Consider the following 23,123-nt stretch of genomic DNA (forward strand, 5'->3'; position numbering starts at 1 on the left):
GCCAGCAGCAGGCGCAGCGCGCCCGGCGCGCGCCGGAAGCCGTGCAGGGCGAGGCGCTGGTCGAGGCGCGCGGGCCGCGGCGGCATGCCGACGCTCATGGCTGCTGGCCCGCCACCGGCTGCACCACGATCGGCGCGTTCGGCAGCATGCCGTAGGCGGACGGCGCGTAGAGCGCTTCCACGCGCGTCGGCGGCAGGCCGAAACTGCCGACCGCGTTGAGCCGCATGGTGTACTCGATCGAGGTCTTGCCGGCCGGCAGGTAGCTGTAATAGGCGCGGTAGCCGTCGAAGTCGCGCTCGATGAAGCTCGGCCAGGCACCATCGCGATTGTTCTCGCCCTGCGTGGCGGTTTCCGAATCGCGGCCCAGGCCCGAGCCCATGATGCTGGTGCCGGCCGGCACCGGATCGTTGATCACCACCCAGGTCATGGCCGCCTGCGCGTCGATGTCGAGATGCACGCGCACCAGGTCGCCGCGCGTGTAGGCGCCCTTCACGGCAGGCTCGAGCGGGGTGAGCGTCTTTGTGATCCGGTAGCCGGACACTACCGGGCGCTTGAGCGGCACGGCCGCGAGGCTCTGGATCGTCGCCCAGGGCTTGCCGGTGCCGTCCTGGGTCAGCGACAGCGTGAGCGGCGCATGCGGCGCGGCCGGCCAGGGCAGCAGGGTCGAACGTGCCGCCGCGTTGCGCGTGGCGGCCGGCGTCGAGGCTGCCGCCGAGGGCGCGGTGGCCACCGCCGTGACCGGTGATGCAGCGCTGGCCGGCGCTGCCGCCGCCGCGCTGCCGCCCCAGGCGATGCTGCGTTCCACGTCGCCGAGGCGCAGCGTAGTGCGCCCGGTGACCGGCGTGGTCTCGTAGGTGCGCGAGAAGCGTTCGACGGCCAGCTCGCCGAGCAGGTTCGAGGTGGTGGTCTGCCAGGCACCGTTGCGTTGCAGCGCCAGCAGCCCGGCCACGATCCTCGGCATCTCGTCCTTCCAGGCCGGGTTGCCGTTGAAGGCCAGCGCGAGCCGCGCGGCATTGCTGTCGTTGCCGCTCATCAGCCACCAGAGGTCGTCGTCGCGCGCGGTCGAGAACACCAGCTGGGTGCCCTGGTAGGCCAGCCGCGCGCGCAGCAGTTGCTCGACCTGGGCGCGTTTGTCCTCGCGCTGCGGGATGTCGGCCACGCGCGAGAGGATCGCGTAGTAGTCGAGCAGGGCCGAGGTCGGCCAGCGCTCCGGGGTGATCGCGATCGAGCCGAGCATGCGCGCCTGGGCCGCGTCGTGGCGCGACAGCGCCTCCAGCGCCGCCAGCTTGCGCAGGTCGCGATCCTCGCGCGGCGCCCAACTGTCGCGCGTGATGCGGCCGTCGACGAAGCTGGCCAGCCCGGCCTCGAGCTGCGAGCGCAGCGCGTCGGGCAGGGCGAAGCGCGGGTCGAGCTTGCCGGCCTCGTCGGTCACCGACAACAGGTAGGCGGTCAGGGCGGTGCTGCCCTTCTCGCCGCTGTCGGCCGACAGCGGGAAGTAGCCGGCCAGTCCGTCGGCATCGAGATAGGACGGCATCTGCGCGATCACCGACTGCCACAGCGCCGCGTCGTGCAGGCCGAGCGCGCGCGAGGTCTGCTGCTCCAGGCAGCGATACGGATATTGCTGGAACCAGCGCGTGACGCCGGGCAGGCCGTCGGCCAGCTTCGATTGCAGGGCGACCGAGATGCCGCCGCGCGGCAGGCCGGCGCGATCGGCGGCCGCGTCGGCCGGCGCCGCGACCGGCAGCGAGAAGCTGCCGTCGACTTGCGTGAGGGTGGCCTGCTGCACCGTGACGGGCACGGCCGGCACGATCTTCTGGGTGATCTTCAGTGCATCGGCCGCGTGCGCGCCGCCCTGTTCGGCGGCCGAGATCGACCACGGCAGCGCGCCGCCGCCGTCGGCCGCGCCCACCGGGATCGCGACGCGCCAGCTCAGCTCGCGCGAGGCGCCGGCCGCCAGCTCGACGGTCTGGGCCGCCAGCGCGAGGCCCGGCGCATTCGGCGTGACCAGCACCTTCATCGCGCGCGAGGTGGTGTTGCGCAGCGTGAAGGGCGCGACCAGCGCGTCGCCCTCGCGGGCCAGCGGCGGCAGGCCCGAGATCAGCTGCAGGTCCTGGGTGCTGCGCACGCTGGCGCGGCCGGTGCCGAAGCGATCGACGCCGACCGAGGCGATCGCCACGATGCTGAAGCGCGTCAGCGCGTCGTTGAGCTTGACGTCGACGCGCGCCTCGCCGTTCGCGTCGAGCGCGACGCGCGGGCTCCACAGCAGCAGGGTGTCGAACAGCTCGCGGGTCGGCGCGGTGCCGCCCCCGCCGCCGGCCGGCACGGCCTTGCGGCCGAAGTGACGGCGCCCGACGATCTCCATCTGCGCGGTGGCGGTTTCCACGCCGTAGCCGCGCCGTTGCAACATCGCGCCCAGCAGGTCCCAACTGTCGTTCGGCATCAGCTCGAGCAGGGCTTCGTCGACCGCCGCCACCGCCACCTCGGTGCCGGCCGGCGCGGGCTTGCCGTCGGGCAGCTTCACGGCGATCCGCACGTGGGCGGTGCCGCGCACCGGGTAGCTGCCCGCGTCGGGCGTGACGCTCACCGCGAGCTTGTGCGGCGCGGTGCCGATCTTGATCTCGGTCAGGCCGTAGCGGAAGGCCGGTTTCGACAGGTCGACCAGCGGCGTGGGCGGCACGTAGCGGCGCCCTTCGTTCCAGAAGGCGCGCGCCCATTCGACCGGCGTCTTCCAGCCCCAGGTGAAGAACGAGTACCAGGGCACCTCGCGCAGCCGGCCGCGCAGCGCCAGCACCGAGACATAGACGTTCGGCCCCCAGCTCGCGTCGACCTTCAGCTCGATGCTCGGGTCGCGTCCGTTCAACTGCACCACGTGGGTTTCCATCACGCCCGAACGCTCGACGGCGACCAGCGCGGTGGCTTGCCGGAACGGCATGCGCACCTGGAAGCGGGCGGTCTCGCCCGGCTCGTAGGACGGTTTCTCGGGAATCAGGTCGATGCGATCGGTATTGTTGCCGCCGAACCAGAGCTCGTCCTCGCGCACCACCCAGATCGAGGTGCTGCCGGTGGCGGCGCGGCCCGAGCCGTCCTTGACCTGGGCCACCAGGGTGACTTCGCCCGCTTCCTTGAGCTTGGCGTCGCAGGCCAGGCGCCCCTTGTCGTCGGTCTTGCCGCTGCACAGCGCGCCCAGGTCGCGCGTCTCGCTGCGGTTGTCGTAGGCGTAGAAGCCGCCCACCATGCGCTTGCGCGAGGAGGTGGTGACGCGCGCGTAGCCATGCACCTCGATCTCGGCGCCCGCGTGCGGCTTGCCGTCGAGGTCGACCGCCAGCGCCGTGACCGGCACCGAATCGCCCACCGCCACCCAGTGCCCGGCCTTGATGCCGGCCGCCAGCGCGGCGGGCCACAGCGTGGTGTCGCCGCGGATCGTCTGGATCTCGCCGTTCGGGTCGGCGAAGGTCGCCTCCAGCGCGAGGCGCTTGGGCGCGTCCACCTTGGGCAGCGATTTCAGCGAGACGGTGCCGCTGCCGTTGCGATCGAGCGTGACCGGCAGCTTGTCGGCCACCAGCTTCGGCGCGTCGGGGTCGGCGCTGGAGGCGGCGGTGTCGCCGCTGTCGTCCTCGTCGTCGCTGGCGCCGGCATCCGAGCCGGGCTGCTCGGCGCGCCAGGGCGTGAAGGAGAAGTCGGGATAGCGGTCGCCGAAGGCCGGCGAGGTGGGGCGCAGCAGCGCCGAGACGCGCACCGGCTGGTTGGCGGCCGGGCCGCCCGACAGGTAGTCGAGCTGGACCGCCACCGCGGCCTCGCTGGCGCCCACCAGCGGGCCGGTCTTGGTATCGCGCACGTTCACGCTGCCCTTGAAGACGGGCAGGCGGAACGCCTCGACGCGGAACGAGCCGCTGCCGTAGCTGGCGCCCGAACCGCTGCTCGAGTCGTCCTGGTCGTCGTCGCCATTGTTGGCTTCGGAATCGTCGGATTTGTCGCCGGCCCGGCCAGTGTCGAGCGTGACGGTGTATTCGCCGAGCTTGGCGCCGGGCGGCAGCGTGAAGCTCGAATCGGCCGTGTGGTCGGCTGCCCACACGAGCGGCTGCCGGTAGACGTCGCCGCTGCCTTCATGGCGGATCGTCACGCGGTTCGGGTACTGCTTGGGGAAGGCCAGGCCATCGAGCTTCTCGACGCGCAGGTAGTGCTTCATTGAGACCGTCTCGCCGGCCCGCACCAGGGTGCGATCGAACACGGTATGCGCGATCGTGCCGGGGCGCGTGCCGTAGTCGCTCGGCACGTCGAAGCGCCAGGACTCGATGCCGCGGTTCCAGTCGTCGACCACGAAGGCCATGTCGGGCCCGCTGACGGGATCGTTGACGCGCGCCGACACGAAGGTGTTGCGATAGCTGCTCTCGTAGTCGCAGCGGCGATGCTCGGCCAGCGGCCCGTCGATCTTCAGCAGCCCTTGCGCATCGGTGCGCCCCGAGGCGAGCGGCTCGCCGTTGCAGTCGGACACGCGGATCTCGGCGTTCGGCACCGGCTTGCCCTTGTCGAGCGTGGTGACCCACACCAGGCTGTTGTCTCGGCCGCGCTTGAAGTGCACGCCGAGATTGGTGACCAGCACCGTGGTGCGCACGTACATCGAGCCGGGCTTGGCCATCAGCGAGCGGCCCAGCGCCGGCGAGGCGAGTTCCAGCACGTAGAAGCCCGGCTTGGCGATCGGCACGCCGACCACCTCGAACGGGCGCAGCGTGGCCGGGTCGGCCTTGGGCAGCACCAGCCGCTCGACGTGCTGCTGGCCGTCCAGCAAGGACAGCGAACGCACGTCGACGATCCGGTGCACGCCCACCGGCGGTTTCTCGCCGGCCGCGGGCGGCACGAACACCGGGTGCTTGGCGCGCTCGAACAGGCCCGGGCGCAGCGCGTCGATGCTGGCCACCGACATGCCGATGCCGTCCATCTGGTCGACCACGCGCATCCATTCGCGGATCGCGCTGTCGTCCTCGACGCGGATGTTCGAGAACTCGGCCTGGCCGGCGTTGAGCCCGGCGATCTTCAGGTCGGCCTCGACGTTGCGCAGCGTGACCGGCACCAGGGCCGGCGAATCGGGCTCGGCGTAGCGCTCGATGATGCCGAAGGTCGAGGAGGAGAATTTCGCCAGCGGCGGCATCGAGGCGGTGCGCGTCTTGAGCGGGAACAGGTCGGCGTTGGACAGCGGGCGGCCGCTGTCGTCGGTCAGGCCGTCGGGGAGGGTGACGCTGAGCTCGGCGCTGGCCGGCAGCGGCGCGGCGAACTCGACCGTGCGCGTGTCGCTGGATTTGTCGTCGGGCTTGAAGCTCGGCGAGATCGCGCCGTCGGGGCCCTGGAGGCGCAGCTTCTCGGCCGCGGCACGCGAGATCGGCGCGTTGAATTCGATGCGCAGCGGACGCAGCGGCGTGCAGGGCGCCTTGGCGTTCTCGCGCTCGCAACTGAAGGAAGCCGCGAAGGGCTCGCGCACGCGGAAGTCGAAGCGCTTCTCGCTGCCGTTGGCCACCCCGCCGGGGCTTTGCACGCCGGCGCCATAGACCAGCTGCACCGGCTGGCCGGGCGGCAGGGTCTGCGCGCAGCCGAGCGTCAGCACGCGCGCCGCGTCGGCCTTCCAGTGGAAATGATCGAGCAATTGCGCGCGCGTGGCGGCATTGGCGAAGGTGATCGGGATGCGGTTGCCGATCCCGGTCGCCTCGCACCAGATGTGCTCGCGCAGCGAGTCCTCGGTGGCCGGGCCGGTCAGCTTCATCACGAAGAGCTGGCGCTCCTCGATTTCGCTGCGGCCCGGGCGGATCTCGACCGGGTAGGGGCCGCTGGTCTGGAAGGCGAAGCGGCGCGGGCCCGTCACGGCGTGGCCGGCCGAGGACTTGAGGCCGTCCTCGAGCGTCAGCGTGCAGCGCGTGCCGGCCGGCAGGGCCTGCTGGAACTGGGCCAGCCAGGTGCGATCGTCGTTCCAGACCGCATCGAATTTCGCGGCCGCGGGGTTATCGCATTGCAGGCGCGCCGGGGCGGGCAGCGAGGGCGAGCCGAAGGCCACCATCGGCTCGTCGAACTTGAGCGTCACCTGCCGGATCTCGGGCGCCGAGCCTTGCGGCGAGACGCTGACGATCTTCGCCGCGTCGGCCGGCCAGCCGAAGCCGCCGATCATGACCGCCGCGAGCGCCGACACGGCACTCCAATACAGGATTTTTTTTGATGTGCTTTGCTTCATCGCTCGCCCGCCCTCGGAGAGATGCTTTTCGGAATGCCTGCGATTCTAACCGAGCCCTTACATCGGTCAGGCGCGATTTTGTCCTGTCCTGGCGCCTGTCCATGGCGCGCGACGGCGCCAGCCATAGCATGTTTGCGTCGTCGCGGGAAGCACTGTGGCTTACAGCCGACAGACTATGCGTCGATTCCGTTTATCGAGGAGAGCGTAAGAATTCATATCCTATAAAGACATTGTCCGGCGGCTCGCAAACGCGTACATTTCCGGTCCGCGTCGATGCGCGGGGCCGGAACGGCGCCCGATGCCGGGCGCGAGGCGCCTGCCGCCCTCGCGCCGCCGGGGAATCGGCGAAACAGCCGGATCGTCGACGACTAAACAACAACAGCGCGTGCGCGAACCGTTTCGCACCACGCGCCATGCGTGGCCCGGGGCACCTTCCTTGCCGGTCGCGAACCACAAGCGAGCCGCACGGAAAGTGCCAGTCAAATCTGAGAGAGATCTACAGGCAGGGGATATGAAACTTCGAATCAAAACCATCGCGGCGCTGAGCGTGGCCGTGCCGGCCGCGGCCTTCGCGCAATCGAGCGTCACGCTCTATGGCCGTATCGACGGCGGCGTCGAGTACCTCAACCACGTCGCGAACGCGACGCGCACCGGCAGCGCGACGCGCTGGAGCGCCGAGAGCGGCGACTGGGGCACCAGCATGTTCGGCCTGAAGGGCACCGAGGACCTGGGCGGCGGCAACACCGCGATCTTCGACCTCGAGACCGCGTTCCAGGTGATGAACGGCACCACCGGCGGCGGCCGGATGTTCTCGCGCCGCGCCTACGTGGGCTTGAAGAACAACGAGTGGGGCACGCTGCAGGCCGGTCGCAACCTGTTCATCGACAGCGACGGCGTGTGGGAATTCGATCCGTTCGTGCAGCAGGCGTTCTCGTCGGCCTCGCTGGTGCGCGGCCGCAACTGGCAGCAGACCAGCAACAACATCGAGTATCACAGCCCGGTGTGGAAGGGCTTCGACGTGCAGGGGCAGTACGCCTTCGGCAACCAGACCAATTTCAACACCGGCCCGGCCAACGACTTCGGTCGCTCGGACGGCATCATGCTGTCGTATCACTCGGCGCTGTTCGACGTGCGCGGCATCTATGACGAGCTGCGCAACAACAACGGCAAGATGGACAACATCTTCACCGCCTCGCGCGAGTACTTCGTCGGCACCAACATCTACGTGCAGAAGTTCAAGATCCAGGCCGCCTACACGCACTACCAGGCACCGGACACGCCGCAGGGCCTGGCCGACCGCGCCGACCACGTCTGGCTGGGGGCGACCTACACGGCCACGCCGGCCTGGGCGGTGACGGGCGGCGGCTACTACGTGCGGGTCGGCAGCGGCAACGGCGACGCGACGCACGATGCGTCGGGCCACGCGATCATGTACGTGCTCGGCACCACCTACAACCTGTCCAAGCGCACCTTCCTGTACGGCACGGTGGCCTACATGCGCAACAGCGGCAACTCGAACTTCTCGCTGATCGCCTCCTCGCGCGACGCCACCAACGGCACCAACCCGCTGACGGGCGAATCGCAGACCGGCGCCTACGTCGGTATCATGCACAACTTCTAGGCGGCGCAACGGCCGGCTCGGTTCGAGCCGGTTCGCTCGGCGCGAATGCAAATCAGCCCGGCATGGTGTCGACCATGCCGGGCTGATTGTTTTTGGGCGCGGCGCTGCTTCAGTCGCCGGCGGTCCACTCCACGTTGGCGCCGACCGAACGCAGGTTCTCGACGAAGTGCGGATGCGCGCGGCGGATCGGCTGGGCGTTGAGGATCTCGGAGCGGCCCTCGATGCTGGCGGCCACCATCAGCAGCGCGATCGCCACGCGGATGATGTAGGGGCTCTCGACGCGGGCCGGCGACAGCGGCAGGCCACCGAAGGTGATCAGGCGATGCGGGTCGGACTGGAACACGTGCGCGCCGAACTTCGAGAGCTCGCCGGTCCAGCCCATCGCGCCGTCATAGACCTTGTTCCAGAACATCACGCTGCCCTCGGCCTTCACGCCGAGCGCGATGAAGATCGGCAGCAGGTCGACCGGCAGGTAGGGCCAGGGCGCCGCCTCGATCTTGGTCAGGATGTTCTGCGTGAAGGGCTTCCTCACGCGCATCACGCCGTCGCGCACCGCGCGCGACCAGCCGTTCTCGTGCGTGACCTGCACGCCGAGCTTGGCGAAGGTGCGGTCGATCAGCGGGAACATTTCGGGGCCGCTGTTGCGCACCGCGATGTCGCCGCCGGTGATCGCGCCGAGCGCGAGGAAGGTGGCGATCTCGTGGAAGTCCTCGGCGAAGCGGTGCTCGCCGCCGCCCAGTTTGCCGCCCCCCTGGACCCGGATATGCGAGGTGCCGATCCCCTCGATCGGCACGCCGAGCATCGTCAGGAAGCGGCAGAACTCCTGCACGTGCGGCTCGGAGGCGGCATTCACGAGCGTCGAGACGCCGCCGGCGGCGGTCGCGCACAGCACGAAGTTCTCGGTGGTGGTGACCGAGGCGTAGTCGAGCCAGTGGTCGTTGGCCTGGAGCGGGCCGGCCACGCGCAGGATCAGCGAGTCGGAGGTCTGCTCCAGCGTCGCGCCGAAGCGCTCGAACACTTCCACGTGCGGGTCGATCTCGCGCACGCCGAGCGTGCAGCCGGTCACGTCGCTCTCGAGCCGCGCCACGCCGAAGCGGGCCAGCAGCGGCGGCACCAGCATGATCGAGGAACGCATCTCCTCGGGCAGGCGGTGCACGGCCGGGTCGAACTGGGTGGCGCGGTGATGCAGGTCGAGCACGCCGGTGGCGTAGTCCATCGAGACATCGCTGCCGAGCGTGCGGAAGATGTCGAGGATCTTGCGCACGTCGGTGATGTCGGGCACGCCGATCAGCTTCAGCGGCTGGTCGGTCAGCAGGGTCGAGCAGAGGATCGGGAGGACGGCGTTCTTGTTGGCGGACGGCGTGATTTCCCCGCGAAGCGGGGTGCCGCCGTGGACTAGCAGATTCGACATGGTTCGGCGCGTTTGGAATGAGAGATGGCGCAAGGTTCGTATCATGCCATCGTTTCGACGCCGGGGCGCGCGCAATCGCTGCCCGGCGGCCCCGGGCGCGGCTTGGCCGGCCCTTGGTTCCGACCCCTTGCGGAAGGCGCCGAGCGGCTGGATCGGCGCTTCGCGGCGACGCCTCAATCGAGCCGCTTGCCGGCGCGTTCCTCGATGCTCGCGAGCGCGGCGAAGCTGAGCATGCCGCAGGCGATCGCGTACCAGGCCGGCGCGGTCGGGTCGCCGGTGGCGGCGATCAGCCAGGTCACGATGAACTGCGCGAAGCCGCCGAAGATCGCCACGCCGAGGCTGTAGACCAGGGCCCCGCCGGTGGCGCGTACCGCGCGCGGAAACAGCTCGCCGAGCATCGGCGCGGTGGCGCCGCAATAGAGCGCATGCACGACGCTCAGCACGGCGATGGCGCCCAGCAGCGAGGCGGCGCCGGGCCAGCGGTTCAGCGCGACGAAGGCCGGGTAGATCGCCAGCGTCAGCACCAGGCGCGACCAGCCCGCCACCGGCTTGCGGCCGATGCGATCGGCCAGCGCGCCGCCCAGCGGCGAGACCAGCATCAGCGCCATGCCGGCCACGCAGCCGGCCAGCATGGCGATCCAGGCCGGCAGGTGCAGCGTGCGCACGCCATAGATCGCCATGTAGAAGACGATGATGTAGTGCGTGGCGGTGCCGCCGATGGTCAGGCCCAGGCCCGCGAACAGCGCGCGGCGATGGCGGCGCAGCACCGCCGCAAGCGGCAGCGGCGCGAGGGCATCGCCGGTGCCGCTGCCACTGACGCTGGCGGCGGGTCGATGCGCCTCGTCGATGCCGCGCCGCAGCCAATAGCCGAGCGGCACGAACAGGGTGCCGATCACGAAGGGCACGCGCCAGCCCCAGCTGTCCAGTTGCGGCGCGCTCAGCGTCGCGTTCAGCACCGCGCCGGTCAGCGCGCCGGCCAGCGCCGCCAGCCCCTGGCTGGAGAACTGGAACGAGGCATAGAAGCCGCGCCGGTGCGGCGGCGCCTGTTCGATCAGCAGCGTGGTGGAGGCGCCCACCTCGCCGCCCGAGGCGAAGCCCTGCAGCAGCCGCGCGAGCACCAGGATCACCGGCGCGGCCAGGCCCGCCTGCGCGTAGGTGGGCGCCGCCGCGATCATCGCGGTGCCCAGCGCCATCAGCAGCAAGGTCAGGATCATCGCGCTGCGGCGGCCCGCCCGATCGGCGTAGATGCCGATCACGACGCCGCCCAGCGGGCGCGTCACGAAACCCACGCCGAAGCTGGCCACCGCCAGCATCAACTCGCCGAAGGCCGAGCCGACCGGGAAGAACAGCCGGCCGATCAGCAGCGCGAAATAGCTGTAGACGGTGAAATCGTAGAACTCGAGCGCATTGCCGACGGCGGCCGCCGCGATCAGGCGGCGGGCCTGGCGGCGCGAGGCGCGGGCGGCGGGCAGGGCGACTTCGACGGCGGGCGATTCCATCGGCACCTCGGAGCGGGAACGGAAGCGGGGGAAGGAACGGAGAAGCAGCGGAGCAGCAGTGGAGAAGCCGCGGAGCAGGCGCGCAAGGCAAACGGCTCGCGGCGCTCGGCCTGTGATCCCGCGGCGAAGCGGGAGCAGGCGGCGCCGCGCGCCTTGCTCGCTCAGTCGACCAGCCAGCCCTCGGCGACGCGCACCCAGTAGCTCGCACCGATCGGCAGGATCGCGTCGTTGAAGTCGTAGCCGGGGTTGTGGACCATGCAGCCGCCATGGCTGCCGGTGCCGTTGCCGAGCAGCGCATAACAGCCGGGGCGCTGCTCCAGCATGTAGGCGAAATCCTCGCTGCCCATCAGCGGTGCCGTGTCCATCTCGACGCGCGCCTCGCCGAGCATCGCGCGCGCGATGCTCGCCGCGAATTCGGTCGGCGCCTCGTGGTTGACGAGCACGGGGTAGCCGTGGTCGTAGTCGATCTCGACGCCGAGCCCGTAGGCGGCCGCGTGGCCGCGCACCAGCTCGCCGATCCGCGTTTCGAGCTGCGCGCGCACGCCGGCGTCGAGCGCGCGCACCGAGAGTTTCATCACCACTGTCTCGGGAATGATGTTGAAGGTCTCGCCGGCCTGCACGCTGCCGACCGTGATCACGGCCGCCTGCTGCGCGTCGATCTCGCGCGCGACGATGGTCTGCAGGGCCAGCATCAGGCTGCCGGCCGCCGACATCGGGTCGCGCGCCATGTGCGGCATCGCGCCGTGGCCGCCCACGCCCTTCAGGCGGATCGTGACGCGATCGCAGGAAGCCATCGCGGGGCCGCTGCGGAACGCCATCTCGCCGACCGCGCGGCCCGGCATGTTGTGGAGCGCGAAGATGGCGTCGCAGGGAAAGCGCTCGAACAGGCCGTCGTCCATCATCGCCTTGCCGCCGCCGAAATTTTCCTCGGCGGGCTGGAAGATCAGGTTCAGGGTGCCCGAGAAACGCCGCGTGGCGGCCAGGTGGCGCGCCGCGCAGAGCAGCATCGCCGTGTGCCCGTCGTGACCGCAGGCGTGCATCTGGCCGGCGTGGCGGCTCGCGTAGGGCAGGCCGGTGGCTTCGTGGATCGGCAGCGCGTCCATGTCGGCGCGCAAGCCCAGCGTGCGCCGGCCGTCGCCGGCCCGCAGCACGCCGACCAGCCCGGTGCGGCCGATTCCGCGATGCACCTCGTAGCCCCATTGGGCGAGCAGCCCGGCCACCAGTTCGCCGGTGCCGGTTTCCTCGAAGGCGAGCTCGGGATGGGCATGGATGCGGCGGCGGATCTCGACGAACTCGGGGGCGAGGTCGGCGATGCCGGCGAGGACGGGCTCGGTGGCGGTCATGGAAACTCCGTGGGTGAGCGCCTGGAAGCCGCCCGGCGGCGGGCTCGGATCAGGCGAAATATCGAACGATCGCGCTCAAGCATAGGGATTTCCGACGCTCACCATAAGCTGATAAATTGCGTCGATGACAACCCGTGGTTGCCTCGGGAAAACCCTCGATACACGCGCCGGCCCAACCGCCGGACTCGCTTCCCCGCCATGAAATATCACCAGCTCAAGGCCTTCCTCTCGGTGGCCGACGAAGGCAGCATCCGCGCCGCCGCGCGCAGCCAGAACCTGTCGCCGGCCGCGCTGACCAAATCGCTGAAGGAACTGGAGCAGGCGCTGGGCGTCTCGCTGGTGCTGCGCACCGCGCGCGGCGTGCAGTTGACCGACTTCGGCCAGCGCCTGCTGGTGCGCGCGCGGCTGATCGTGGCCGAGATGCAGCGCGCCCGCGAGGACATCGAGCAGGCGCTCGGCGCGAGCCATGGCTCGGTGGCGGCCGCGATCACGCCGGCGGTGGCGCTGTCCCTGCTGCCCGATGCCTACCGGGCGTTCCGGCGCCGCTTCCCGCTCACGCGCGTGAGCCTGCAGGAAGGCTTCCCGGGCGTGGCGCTGCCCAGGCTGCACGACGGCACGCTCGATTTCGCGGTGGCGGTGGTGGTGCCCGAGCTGCTGGCCGCCGAGTTCGACCACGACACCCTCTACACCAGTCGCCTGGCGATCGCCACGCGCCGCGGCCATCCGCTGGCGGGCGCCACCTCGCTGGCCGAGCTCGTCGAGGCCGAGTGGCTGCTCAATCCCTCCCCGGAAAGCTCCTCGCAGATGCTATTCGACTGCTTCAGCGCGAACCGCCTGCCGGTGCCGGCGCGGATCGTCGAATGCCCGAGCTTCGGTGTCGCGCAGACCTTGATGGCCGGCACCGACCTGGTGGCCGCGCTGCCCGTGCAACTGCTCGATGCGCCGCTGGCGCGCGAGCGTTTCGTCGAGGTGGCGGTGCGCGAGACGATCCCGGCGCTGTCGATCCAGGTGGTGCGGCGGCGCGATACGCCGCTCACGCCGGCCGCCGCGATGCTGATCGACTGCCTGCGCGATGCGGCGCGCCGTGCCGGGCTGGCCCCGCCGCCTGCGCCGGCGCCGTGAAAATCATCGGAATCCTTACGAATGCGAGGTGCGGGCACGCGCGATGCTAGGTGCCGAAAACAATGCCGAAAACAAAAAACCTCGCCGAAGCGAGGTTTTCGAGTGCCGGGCGCGGGCGACCCGGAAGACCCGGCGCCCGGCGAAGCCGATGCGGCTTACAGGCAGGTGCTGAGATCCGCGGCGGCCGGATTCGCGGCATCGCCCACCGAGCGGAAGCCCACCCAGGTCGCGGCGCCCGAGACGCGGGCCGGACGCACCATCGCGGCGGCGCCGTTCGGCGGCTGCTGGCCCGGCACGTAGACGTCCATCGCCATGTCGTTGGCGAGCACGTCCTGCGAGATCACTTGCTGCTGGGACTTGTCGGCCCAGGTCTTGGCGATGCAGGCGGCCACCTGGTTCGCGGGCTTCTGGCTCTGACCGACGTTCTGGATGGTCCATTGCGGTTGCTGTTGCGCAAAGGCGGAAGCGGCGACGGTCAGGGCGATGAGCGGCAGCAGTTTCTTCATGTTCTCTCCTTGTTCGGTCGTTGGGACATGCCGGGCATCTTGTACGTCGATGTCGGCAGGGACTACGAAAGTGTCAGATCGCCAGTTTCCCATCATGTTCCGGTCGATTGCGCAACAGTTTGTTAAGTTGCTTGCCGAAACGTGACGAGACGTTTCCAGGTGTTTCGGAAAACGGGGCTGCCCTGGTCGCTGGTCTTGCGAAGTGGCATGGAGGGCCGGTCGGGATGTTGCGTCGAACCGGCGGTGACGATCGGCTCGGCAGCGGCTGCGCCGGCGCGATCGATCGAGGGAAGCGAGGTGGCCGTCAGCCTACGCCGCGGTTCTGGGATCGCTGGCGTAGTGTCGGTGCTGAACGGTGGCCCCGTCGCGTTTGACTGCATGATCGCAAAAAAACGCGGGGAGGATTGTTAAGCACATTTAAATCCATCACGTCGATTGTGACGATTCGTGCTCGGGGCCGGACGGGATTTTCGCGTGGCGCGTCGCGTGCCTGGCCAGGCCGCTCGCGCGCCCTTCATCGCGCCCGTGCGGCGCGGCGCGCGGGGCGCATCGGGCGCATCGCATGGAAGCGCTCGCGCTTGTGCTCCTCGTCGAAATGGCGCAGGGCCGGCTTGACCAGGTCGCTGCGCGAGACGATGCCTAGCAGGCGCCGGGAAATCGGATCGTCGAGCACCGGCAGCCGCTCGAGCCCGTGCACGGCCAACCGCGTGGCCACCAGCCGGCAGGTTTCGTTCGGCTGTGCGCAGGCGCCGGGCGAGACGCCGCGCAGCGCGGCCTCGAGCGTGGCTTGCCCGCCATGGGCGGCGTCCAGCGCGTCGAGCCGCGCCCGGTCGAGCATGGCCAGCAGCACGCCGTCGCGCAGCACTGGATAGGCGCGATGGCGCTGGTCGGCGCCGAACTGGGCCAGGCGCGTCGCGGCGATCGTTGCGTGCGCATCGATCGCGAGGGCATCGCGCGTCATCACGTCGGCCACGTCGTGGCGTTCGAGCGGATCGACGCCGTATTCGCGGTAGATGTGATAACCGCGTCGCGCGATCTTCTCGGTCATGATCGAGCGCCGCATCACCAGCGCGGAGAAACCGTGCGCCACCAGGGTGGCGGCCAGGAGCGGCAGCAGCGCGTTGGCGTCGTGGGTGAGGCCGAAGGCGAACACCACGGCCGTCAGCGGCGCGCCGAGCGTGGCGCCCAAGGTGGCGGCCATGCACACCAGCGGCCACAGCGCCGGATCGGTGCCGGGCAGCGCGGCGCCGAGCAGGGTGCCGAGCCCGGCGCCGAGCATCAGCAGCGGCGCGAGCACGCCGCCCGAGGTGCCCGAGCCGAGCGCGACCACCCAGATCGCCGCCTTCACGGCCAGGATCGCGACCACCACCTGCAAGGCCAGGTGGCCGTGCAGCAGGTCGCCGATCACGTCGTAGCCGACGCCCAGCGCGCGCGGCTCCAGCCAGCCTCCGATGCCGACCACGACGCCGCCCAGCGCGGGCCACCACATCCAGTGCAGCGGCAGCTTGCCGAACGCGTCCTCGGTACGATAGAGCGCGGCCGACAGGCCGCTGGCCAGCGCGCCGGACAACAGGCCCGCCAGCAGGCAGACGCCGAGCGCCGAGGGGGACGGCACGGCGGTGACGAGCGGGAACAGCGGTTCGCCGCCGAAGCAGAGCGCGCGCGCGAAGCCGGCCACGGCGCAGGCCAGCGCCACCGGCAGAAAGCTGCGCGGGCGCCATTCGAACAGCAGCAGTTCGACGGCCAGCAGCACGGCCGCCACCGGCGTGCCGAACACGGCGGTCATGCCGGCCGCGGCGCCGGCCACCAGCAGCGTCTTGCGCTCGGCCGCGGTGAGCTTGAAGCATTGCGCGATCAGCGAGCCGAGCGCGCCGCCCGTCATGATGATCGGGCCTTCGGCGCCGAACGGCCCGCCGCTGCCGATCACGATCCCCGAGGACAGCGGCTTGAGCACGGCCACCTTCGGCGACATGCGGCTCTTGCCGAACAGGATCGCCTCGATCGCCTCGGGGATGCCGTGCCCGCGGATCTTCTCCGAGCCGAAGCGCGCGATCAGGCCGACCACCAGGCCGCCCGCCACCGGCACCGCGATCACCCAGGCGCCGAGCGTGTTGCCGGCCGGCGAGCGGTCGGCGAAGGACCAGTGGCCGAAGAAGAACAGGTTGGTGAACAGGTGGATCAGGTTCAGCAGCACCACGGCCGCGAGCGTGCTGGTCACGCCGATCACGGCCGCGAGCAGGGCGATGCGGGGCAGGCGGACATTCGGCGCGAAATCGCGCTTGTGCGGGGCGGCGAGGTGCATGGCGGGCAGGAGAAGAAGGGGGGAGTCAGTAGTCGATCCGCGGCACCTGGAAGGCGCCGCGCAGGGATTTCAGCTCGGCGCGGTGCAGCGCGGCCAGCCGCGTCAACACCGCTTCGCCGGCTTCGAGCAGATGGACCTCGACCTGGCGGCGGTCGCTCGCGCTGCTGCGCCGCTCGACCAGGCCGGCGGCCTCGCAACGCGACACCAGCGCGACCACGCCGTGATGCTGGGCCTGCAGCCGCTCGGCCAGTTCACCGATGGTTGCCCAGGCGCGCGCCGGGAAGCCCTTGATGTGGAGCAGCAACAGGTATTGCAGCGGCGTCACGCCTTCGCTTTGCGCGGCGCGCTCGGAGAAGCGCTCGAAGCGGCGCATCTGGTAGCGGAATTCGGACAACTGCTCGAAGTCGCGCTTGTGCAGGACGTGGTTCGGATCGGTCATCGAAGCTCTGGCCAGTTAAGAATCGGCAAATATATCACGACATGATATATGTGGCCGAAATCCGGGCTGGAAACGGCGAAACACGATATGAAGGATTGGTTTGCCGCTCAGGCGGCCTGCAGGACCTGGGTGCGCCGGTACAGCGCCGAGATCAGGTCGGCCTGCGTGACCAGCCCGACCAGGCGTGCCGCGGCGTCGACCACCACGATCATCGGCTCGCCGGCCTCGGCGAACAGCGGCACCAGGTCGGTGACCGGCTCGGTCGAGAGGATGCTGGGCACGCCGGTGAGGATCGCCTGCTGGATGGTCGGGTCGCATTTCACGTCGAGGATGGCCGGATCGCGCCGGGATGCCGGGCTCGCGGCCGCGGCGAGCGGGGCCAGCCGCGCGCGGGTGACGATGCCGAGCACCCGGCGCGTGGCGTCGACCACCGGCAGCGTCTCGGTGCCGTGTCGCTCGAACATGGCGAGCGCGCTCGACACGCGGCTTTCCGGGCCGAGGCTCGCCGCCGGCCGGGCCACCAGGTCGGCGCAGCTCATGGCGCCGAAGGTGCGCGCGTAGGCGTGCAGCTCGGTTTCGCGCAGCAGCGCGTCGAGATCGTCGGTGGAGACGTCGAGCCATTCGGTGCGACGCTTCAGGACCGCCTCCAGGTCCTCCCGCGAGAAGCCGCGCGCCGACGGCCGCTGGGCATCACGCGGGGCTGCCGCGCGATGCGGATAACGATGGCCGGTGAGGGCGTGATAGACCAGCGCGGCGGCCAGCAGCGCGGCCGATTGCACGGCGATCGGCTCGAGCACGAAGCCGAAGCCGAGCGCATGCACCGAGGGGCCGCCGACCACTGCCGTCAGGGCCACCGCGCCCGAGGGCGGATGCACGCAGCGCAAGGCCAGCATCGCGCCGATCGCGAGGGCGATCGCCAGCGAGGCGGCCAGCACCGGATCCGCGATCCAGCGCGCGCAGGCCACGCCGACCGTCGCCGCCACCAGGTTGCCGCCCATCAGCGACCACGGCTGCGCCAGCGGGCTGGCCGGCACCGCGAACAGCAGCACGGCCGAGGCGCCCATCGGCGCGACCAGCAGCGGCACCGCCTCGGGGATGCCGGGCAGCAGGCGCATGCTGATGCCCACGCAGGCAATCCCGACCAGCGCCCCGAGGCAGGAGCGCAGCCGCTCGCGCGCGCTGAGCGTGACCGGCGAGGGCGCGAAACCCAGCAACCAGGCGCGCAGGCGGGCGGCGAACGACGGGGACGATGAGGGCGGCGATGGCGGCAGGGAAGCGGGCGGCATGAGTCAGGCGAAGGGCGGCGATCGGTAGCCGCGAATTATATCGCAACATGATATTTATCATGGTGCGCGCCGGGCGATCGTGGTGCGAATGTGTGCCTATTCGGGGCATCGAGCGGCCATGGCGGTGCGTATCGTGACGATGGCCGGCGCATCCGTCACGGTCCTGTCGCCTAGCTGAACAAAATGAAATCGTGATGCGCCCATGCACGATTTCACCTGCTCAGGCGTACAATTCGCGCCAACTTCGATTGTTTCAGATCAAATTCCACAAACATGCCGCCCGCGATCCCGATCCCCAGCCTGCTTCACCGGCCGAGGTCGAGCCATCGCCGGGCGTGTCGCGCGGCCCGGGCCGTCGCGGCTTTGCTCGATCCCTCGTTTCCCTGATCCCCCCATGGACATGCTCGAAAACATGCGGCTGTTCGTGCGCGTCGTCGAGGCCGGCAGCTTCACCGCCGTCGCCAAGGAAATCGCCGCCACCACAGCGCAGGTATCCCGCGCCGTCTCGAACCTCGAGGCGCACGTTCAGACGCGCCTGCTGCATCGGACCACGCGCCATCTCGGCCTGACCGAAAGCGGGCAGCGCTATTTCGAACGCTCGAAATCGATCCTCGCCGAGATCGACCACGCCAATGCCGAGGCGCGCAACGCGCTGCTCAAGCCGAGCGGCAGGATGCGAATCCACGCGATGACGGGGCTGGGGCAGAGCCACGTGGTGCCGGCGGTGGTCCGCTACCAGGACGACAATCCCGAGGTATCGGTGGACCTGACGCTCGCGCAGCGCATGCCGAACCTGGTCGAGGAAGGCTACGACGTGTCGATCGTGACCGCCGCGCAACTGCCGGATTCGGGATACGTGGCGCAGACCTGCGGGGAGAGCTGCAGCGTGCTGGTGGCCTCGCGCGATTACCTGGCGCGTCACGGCACGCCGAAGACGCCCGACGACCTGCTCAAGCACGTGTGCCTGCGGCTCGACACGCCGTCCTCGCCGGGCGGCGAGTGGCGGCTGGAGCGCAACGACGGCGAGGAGCAGCATTTCGACCTGCCGCCCTCGCCGTTCCAGGTGAACGTGCCGGATGCGCTGGCGGTGGCGCTGCGTTCGGGGCGGGGGATCGGCTCGATCGCGCTGTACACGGCGATCGACGACCTGCGCTCGGGGCGCCTGGTGCGCGTGCTGCCGAACTACCGGCTGCACACCATCCACGTATATGCCGTCTACGCCTCGCGTCGCTACCTCGACGCCAAGACGCGGACCTTCCTCGACCACCTGCGCACTACCCTGACGCCGGCGCTCGCCCACGACCTGGTCGAACTGGAGCGCCTGGCCAGCCCCGTCGCGACGGGCGCCTGAGGAACTCGGCGGCGCGGGAAGGCCGCGCCGCCGCTTGCGGGTTCAGTGCGTGATCGACAGGAACAGATAGGCCGCGAACAGCGACAGGTGGACCACGCCCTGCAGTACCGTGGTGCGGCCGGTGCCGAGCGTGAGCGTGCTGACCAGCAGCGTGAGCGCGAGCAGGGCGGTTTCCATCGGGCCGACGCCGAGCGTCAGCGGCTGGCCGGTCCAGACGAACACGGCGGCCACGGTGGGGATGGTCAGGCCGATGCTGGCGAGCGCGGAGCCCAGTGCCAGGTTGAGGCTGGTCTGCAGCCGGTTCGCGCCGGCCGCGCCGACCGCGGCCAGTCCTTCGGGCAGCAGCACCAGCGCGGCGATCACGATGCCGACCGTGGCCTCGGGCGCGCCCAGTTGCGCCACGCCGCGCTCGACCGCCGGCGACAGCAGCTTGGCCAGCAGCACCACGGCCACCAGGCTGATGAACAGGAAGCCCACGCTGGTCAGGGCGGTCCTGACGCTCGGCGGCACCGCGTGGACCGATTCGTCGGCCGTGTCGGGCACCAGGAAATAGTCGCGGTGGCGCACCGTCTGCACGAACACGAACATGCCGTAGAGCACCAGCGAGGAGACGCCCGCGAAGGCGAGCTGGGACGTGGAGAACTGCGGGCCGGGCGCCGCGCTCAGGTAGTTCGGCATCACCAGCGAGAGCACCGACAGCGAGGCCAGCACGGCCAGCGCCTTGTTGGCGCCGCGCCCCTGGAAATCCTGCTCGCCGTGCTTCCAGCCGCCTACCAGCAGGCACAGGCCGACGATCCCGTTGCAGACGATCATCACCGCCGCGAACACCGTGTCGCGCGCGAGGCCGGCCTTCTCGGGGCCGGAGGACAGCATCACCGAGACGATCAGCGCGACCTCGATGATGGTCACGGCCACCGCCAGCACCAGGGTGCCGAACGGCTCGCCGACGCGGTGCGCGACCACCTCGGCATGGTGGACGGCCGCGAACACCGAGCCGGCCAGCGCCACCGCGACCAGCGCGATCGCGAAACTCTCGCCGGGAATGAAGCGCGACAGGCCGAGGATCAGCCACGCGGCAATAGGCGCCCAGAGGGTCCAGCGAGGCAGGGCATTCGAGGAGTGCGGCATCGGGGATCCTTGGGTCGGGGTGGAGGCGGGGGAAATTCTAACAGGCGCGGGCCGGTGTTCCGGCCCCGCGATACCCGGATGCGACGAATGGAGCGGCCGGCGCCGGCTCAGGCCGCCGCGCCGTTGGGGCGCGCATCGACCTTGCGGTCGATCTCGTCGCGGTTCGGCAGGGTCTTGATGTCGTAGTCGGCCTGCAGGGCCAGCCAGAACTCCGGCGTGGTGCCGAAGTAGCGCGACAGGCGGTAGGCCGTGTCGGCGGTGATGCCGCGCCGCTCGTTGACGATCTCGTGCATGCGGGTGGCCGGCACCATCAGCGCCAGCGACAGCGCGTTGACGCTGAGCGCGAGCGGCACCAGGAACTCCTCGCGCAGGATTTCGCCGGGGTGGATGGCGGGCATCGCGTTGACGGGCTTCACACTCTTGGCATTCATGCGGACCTCGCGGCTGAATCAGTGATAATCGACGATCTCGACGAGCTCGGGCCCCCGGCTGCTCCAGACGAAACAGAGGCGCCAGCGCTCGTTGATCCGGATGCTGTATTGCCCCGCGCGATCGCCGAACAGGCCTTCGAGCTGGTTGCCGGGCGGCACGGCCAGGTCGCGCAGCGCCTGGGCCGCATCGAGCATGGCCAGCTTGCGCTGGGCCACGCGTGCCACGGCACGCCAGGCCGGCGGCGATTCGCCGGCGAACAGCGCGGCGGTGCGCTTGCATCGGAATGACTGGATCATAATGGAGTGGGTATAACGTGTAAAGTAATACGCGACCCAATCCGCGCAGATGTGCGGATTTGCCCGCGAGCCCCCTCGACTGTGAACCCCGCGCTCGCCGCGGCCCATTCGTCCAAATGGCCAGCGCGGGCGCGCGGCGCTGCACTACAATGGCGCCGGCCCGGGATTCGGCCGCCTTCGCGAGCGGCCCCGAGGCTCGATCCGCATCCCGCTTTCGCACGATCCCTTGATCCTTCCGACCGATGATCATTGACCGCCTGATTTCCGAGATCCTGTTCGGCTTTACCGGCCTGATGGGCATCATCAACCCCTTCGGCATCGCCTTCCTGTTCCTCGAGCGCACCGATTCGCTCACCGAGCGGCAGCGCGCCGTGCTCGCGCGCAAGGTGGCGATCAACGCCTTCATCGTGCTGCTGGTGGCCTTCTTCCTCGGCACGCCGGTGCTGCATTTCTTCGGGATCTCGATGGAGGCGCTGCGTATCGGCGGCGGTTTCGCGGTGGCCGTGTCGGGCTGGCAGATGCTGAACGCGCCCGACGTGCCGGGCGGCGACGCGGCCGTCAAGCCGATCGACCCGCGCAACGTGATGGCGCGCGCCTTCTTCCCGCTGACGATTCCGCTCACGGTGGGCCCCGGCTCGATCGCCACCGCGATCGCGCTGAACGCCAATCGCACCCACAAGCTCTCGGAATTCCTGCTCTCGAGCATCGTCTCGGTGGCCGTGTCGGCGCTGGTCGCGCTGGTGATCTGGCAGACCTACAGCCGCGCCGAGGTGCTGGCCCGCTATCTCGGCACCGAGGGCACCAAGGTCGCGCAGCGCGTGTCGGCCTTCCTGCTGTTGTGCGTCGGCGTGCAGATCATGCTGACCGGCTTCTCGGCCTTCCTGCAGCCGCTGGCCGACCAGATCAAGTAAGCCTGCCTGGAAGGGCGGCGCGCTCGCGGTCGGGTGGATGCGCGGCGCGCGCCGGGGCTCGGAATCGAGCCGTGGAGGATGACGGCGCCGCGCCGCGCGGGCGGGCGCCGGGTTGATGCGTCAGGTGCCGGTGGCGGCGCGCAGCGGGTAGGTGAACAGCGCGAAGTGGATCAGGTCGAAGCCCGCATGGGCGAGCCAGGCCGCGCGCAGGCCGCCGAAGCGGTAGGCCAGGCCGTAGCCGATGCCGGCCAGCGCCGCGAAGCCGATCAGCGCGATGCCGCCCGAGGCATGGGTGGCCGCGAACAGCAGCGAGGCGACCAGCACCGCCAGCCATTGCCCGCCGCCCACGCGCGCCAGCGCGATTTCCAGGCCGCGCTGCACCCAGCCGCGGTAGAAAGCCTCCTCGGCCAGCGCCACGATCAACAGGTTGTTGACCAGCCAGAGCCAGCCGAACGCCGGCCATTTCGGCGCGAAACCCACCGCGCCGGCCGTCAGCGCGACCGCCAGGCAGACCAGCGCGGTGCCCGCGGCCGCGGCCGCGCCGATCGGCACCGCCTTGCTCCAGCGCGCGGCGCGCACTGCCGAGGGCAGCACCCACAGCAGCCAGAGCCCGACCAGCGCCTTGTCGGCGTTCAGGTACATGGTGAACGGCACCGCGTCCGGCGTGACGCGCAGCGCGTGGATCACGCGCAGGTTGTGGAAGCCGGGCAGCCAGTGTTGCGACAGGGCGTAGCCCAGCACCGTGAACAGCACGCCGCCGGCGATGCGCAGCGGCCAGGCGCGCGTGCCGGCGATCGCCCAGGCGGCGAGCGCGAGACCGGCCAGCGGCGCCAGCGCGATCGGCGCGAGCTGGCCCAGCGCGAAGGCCGCGCCGTAGCCGACCAGGGCCAGGATCAGGCTCGCGACTCGGAGCCGGGGACACCACGCGAGCAGCGCGGCGGCGAAGATCGCTGCCCAGGGCAGCAGCATCGTCGTCGGGAAATCGGACATTTCGGGGAAGGATGAGCCAAACGGGCGCTCATCATAGCCTGCGCCGGGCGGTTTCCGCGTCGAGGAAATGTAGCGAGGACGGCGGCCGGCAGGGCGCGCGGCCGTCGCGGCCCGTCGATCGAGGCCGGGTGATGCGGATCAATGCAGCACGAGCGGCCCGAGCGGCCGGCGTGGCGGACGAGCCCCGGCAGGCCGACGCTGCGGGCCCGCCGTCGTAGGGAAGGCGCCGGCGCTGCGGCAGACTCGCCGCGCGGGTCCGCCGGGGCTCGGTT

At 70.3% G+C, this 23,123-nt stretch carries 16 protein-coding genes; 4 read left to right on the forward strand and 12 right to left on the reverse strand.

The features are described 5' to 3' along the window. Positions 1-94: 94 nt before the first annotated feature. Positions 95-6,151, reverse strand: a complete 6,057-nt coding sequence (locus F3J10_RS22575; protein WP_240155682.1) for an Ig-like domain-containing alpha-2-macroglobulin family protein — start codon at positions 6,149-6,151, stop codon at positions 95-97. A 574-nt stretch (positions 6,152-6,725) separates the two neighbouring features. Between F3J10_RS22575 and F3J10_RS22580 the strand changes: the two genes are divergently transcribed. Beyond that, a complete protein-coding gene (locus tag F3J10_RS22580) occupies positions 6,726-7,835 on the forward strand; it encodes a porin (RefSeq protein ID WP_167243029.1) in 1,110 nt (369 codons plus the stop codon). Positions 7,836-7,944: 109 nt separating this feature from the next. Here the strand turns inward: F3J10_RS22580 and F3J10_RS22585 are convergent, their stop codons facing one another. The 3 genes from F3J10_RS22585 to F3J10_RS22595 form a co-directional block, all read right to left on the reverse strand. After that, positions 7,945-9,246 carry a UDP-N-acetylglucosamine 1-carboxyvinyltransferase gene (locus tag F3J10_RS22585; RefSeq protein ID WP_013690194.1) on the reverse strand — a complete coding sequence of 434 codons (1,302 nt, stop codon included), beginning with the start codon at positions 9,244-9,246 and terminating at the stop codon, positions 7,945-7,947. 173 nt (positions 9,247-9,419) lie between these two features. Then, entirely contained in the window at positions 9,420-10,745 is a 1,326-nt protein-coding gene (locus F3J10_RS22590; RefSeq protein WP_167243030.1) for an MFS transporter, read from the reverse strand. 161 nt (positions 10,746-10,906) lie between these two features. Beyond that, the gene (locus F3J10_RS22595; protein ID WP_166915002.1) at positions 10,907-12,088 is read right to left on the reverse strand and encodes a M20 aminoacylase family protein; all 1,182 of its coding nucleotides are present in this window, start codon (positions 12,086-12,088) and stop codon (positions 10,907-10,909) included. 198 nt (positions 12,089-12,286) lie between these two features. On the opposite strand from F3J10_RS22595, the gene F3J10_RS22600 reads away from it, so the two are divergent. Further along, positions 12,287-13,210, forward strand: a complete 924-nt coding sequence (locus F3J10_RS22600; RefSeq protein ID WP_025100400.1) for a LysR substrate-binding domain-containing protein — start codon at positions 12,287-12,289, stop codon at positions 13,208-13,210. Between the two features lie 155 nt (positions 13,211-13,365). Here the strand turns inward: F3J10_RS22600 and F3J10_RS22605 are convergent, their stop codons facing one another. The 4 genes from F3J10_RS22605 to F3J10_RS22620 all read right to left on the reverse strand — a co-directional run bounded on the left by F3J10_RS22605 (position 13,366) and on the right by F3J10_RS22620 (position 17,743). Beyond that, positions 13,366-13,716: a hypothetical protein gene (locus F3J10_RS22605; RefSeq protein WP_013690198.1), complete on the reverse strand. Its 351-nt coding sequence runs from the start codon at positions 13,714-13,716 to the stop codon at positions 13,366-13,368. Positions 13,717-14,230: 514 nt separating this feature from the next. Next, positions 14,231-16,018: a chloride channel protein gene (locus tag F3J10_RS22610; RefSeq protein WP_167233093.1), complete on the reverse strand. Its 1,788-nt coding sequence runs from the start codon at positions 16,016-16,018 to the stop codon at positions 14,231-14,233. 25 nt (positions 16,019-16,043) lie between these two features. Then, entirely contained in the window at positions 16,044-16,457 is a 414-nt protein-coding gene (locus tag F3J10_RS22615; RefSeq protein ID WP_013690200.1) for a MarR family transcriptional regulator, read from the reverse strand. Between the two features lie 107 nt (positions 16,458-16,564). Continuing rightward, positions 16,565-17,743 carry an HPP family protein gene (locus F3J10_RS22620; RefSeq protein WP_167243031.1) on the reverse strand — a complete coding sequence of 393 codons (1,179 nt, stop codon included), beginning with the start codon at positions 17,741-17,743 and terminating at the stop codon, positions 16,565-16,567. 394 nt (positions 17,744-18,137) lie between these two features. Here F3J10_RS22620 and F3J10_RS22625 point away from each other — a divergent pair, with 394 nt between their 5' ends. Beyond that, the gene (locus F3J10_RS22625; protein WP_025100402.1) at positions 18,138-19,094 is read left to right on the forward strand and encodes a LysR family transcriptional regulator; all 957 of its coding nucleotides are present in this window, start codon (positions 18,138-18,140) and stop codon (positions 19,092-19,094) included. A gap of 42 nt (positions 19,095-19,136) precedes the next feature. Here F3J10_RS22625 and F3J10_RS22630 read toward each other — a convergent pair whose 3' ends face one another. The 3 genes from F3J10_RS22630 to F3J10_RS22640 all read right to left on the reverse strand — a co-directional run bounded on the left by F3J10_RS22630 (position 19,137) and on the right by F3J10_RS22640 (position 20,950). Continuing rightward, complete coding sequence (locus F3J10_RS22630; RefSeq protein WP_167243032.1) at positions 19,137-20,222, reverse strand: ionic transporter y4hA; 1,086 nt, start codon at positions 20,220-20,222, stop codon at positions 19,137-19,139. Between the two features lie 107 nt (positions 20,223-20,329). Continuing rightward, positions 20,330-20,653: a HigA family addiction module antitoxin gene (locus tag F3J10_RS22635; protein WP_029951048.1), complete on the reverse strand. Its 324-nt coding sequence runs from the start codon at positions 20,651-20,653 to the stop codon at positions 20,330-20,332. A gap of 18 nt (positions 20,654-20,671) precedes the next feature. Continuing rightward, positions 20,672-20,950 (reverse strand): type II toxin-antitoxin system RelE/ParE family toxin, encoded by a 279-nt coding sequence (locus F3J10_RS22640; RefSeq protein WP_025100405.1) that lies wholly within the window; start codon positions 20,948-20,950, stop codon positions 20,672-20,674. 242 nt (positions 20,951-21,192) lie between these two features. On the opposite strand from F3J10_RS22640, the gene F3J10_RS22645 reads away from it, so the two are divergent. Next, positions 21,193-21,861: a MarC family protein gene (locus tag F3J10_RS22645; RefSeq protein ID WP_025100406.1), complete on the forward strand. Its 669-nt coding sequence runs from the start codon at positions 21,193-21,195 to the stop codon at positions 21,859-21,861. 120 nt (positions 21,862-21,981) lie between these two features. Here F3J10_RS22645 and F3J10_RS22650 read toward each other — a convergent pair whose 3' ends face one another. Next, positions 21,982-22,851, reverse strand: a complete 870-nt coding sequence (locus tag F3J10_RS22650; RefSeq protein ID WP_167243033.1) for a CPBP family intramembrane glutamic endopeptidase — start codon at positions 22,849-22,851, stop codon at positions 21,982-21,984. Between the last annotated feature and the right edge of the window lie 272 nt (positions 22,852-23,123).

The sequence above is a fragment of the Burkholderia sp. Cy-637 genome, assembly GCF_011753175.1.
In the GTDB taxonomy this organism is placed as follows: domain Bacteria; phylum Pseudomonadota; class Gammaproteobacteria; order Burkholderiales; family Burkholderiaceae; genus Burkholderia; species Burkholderia gladioli.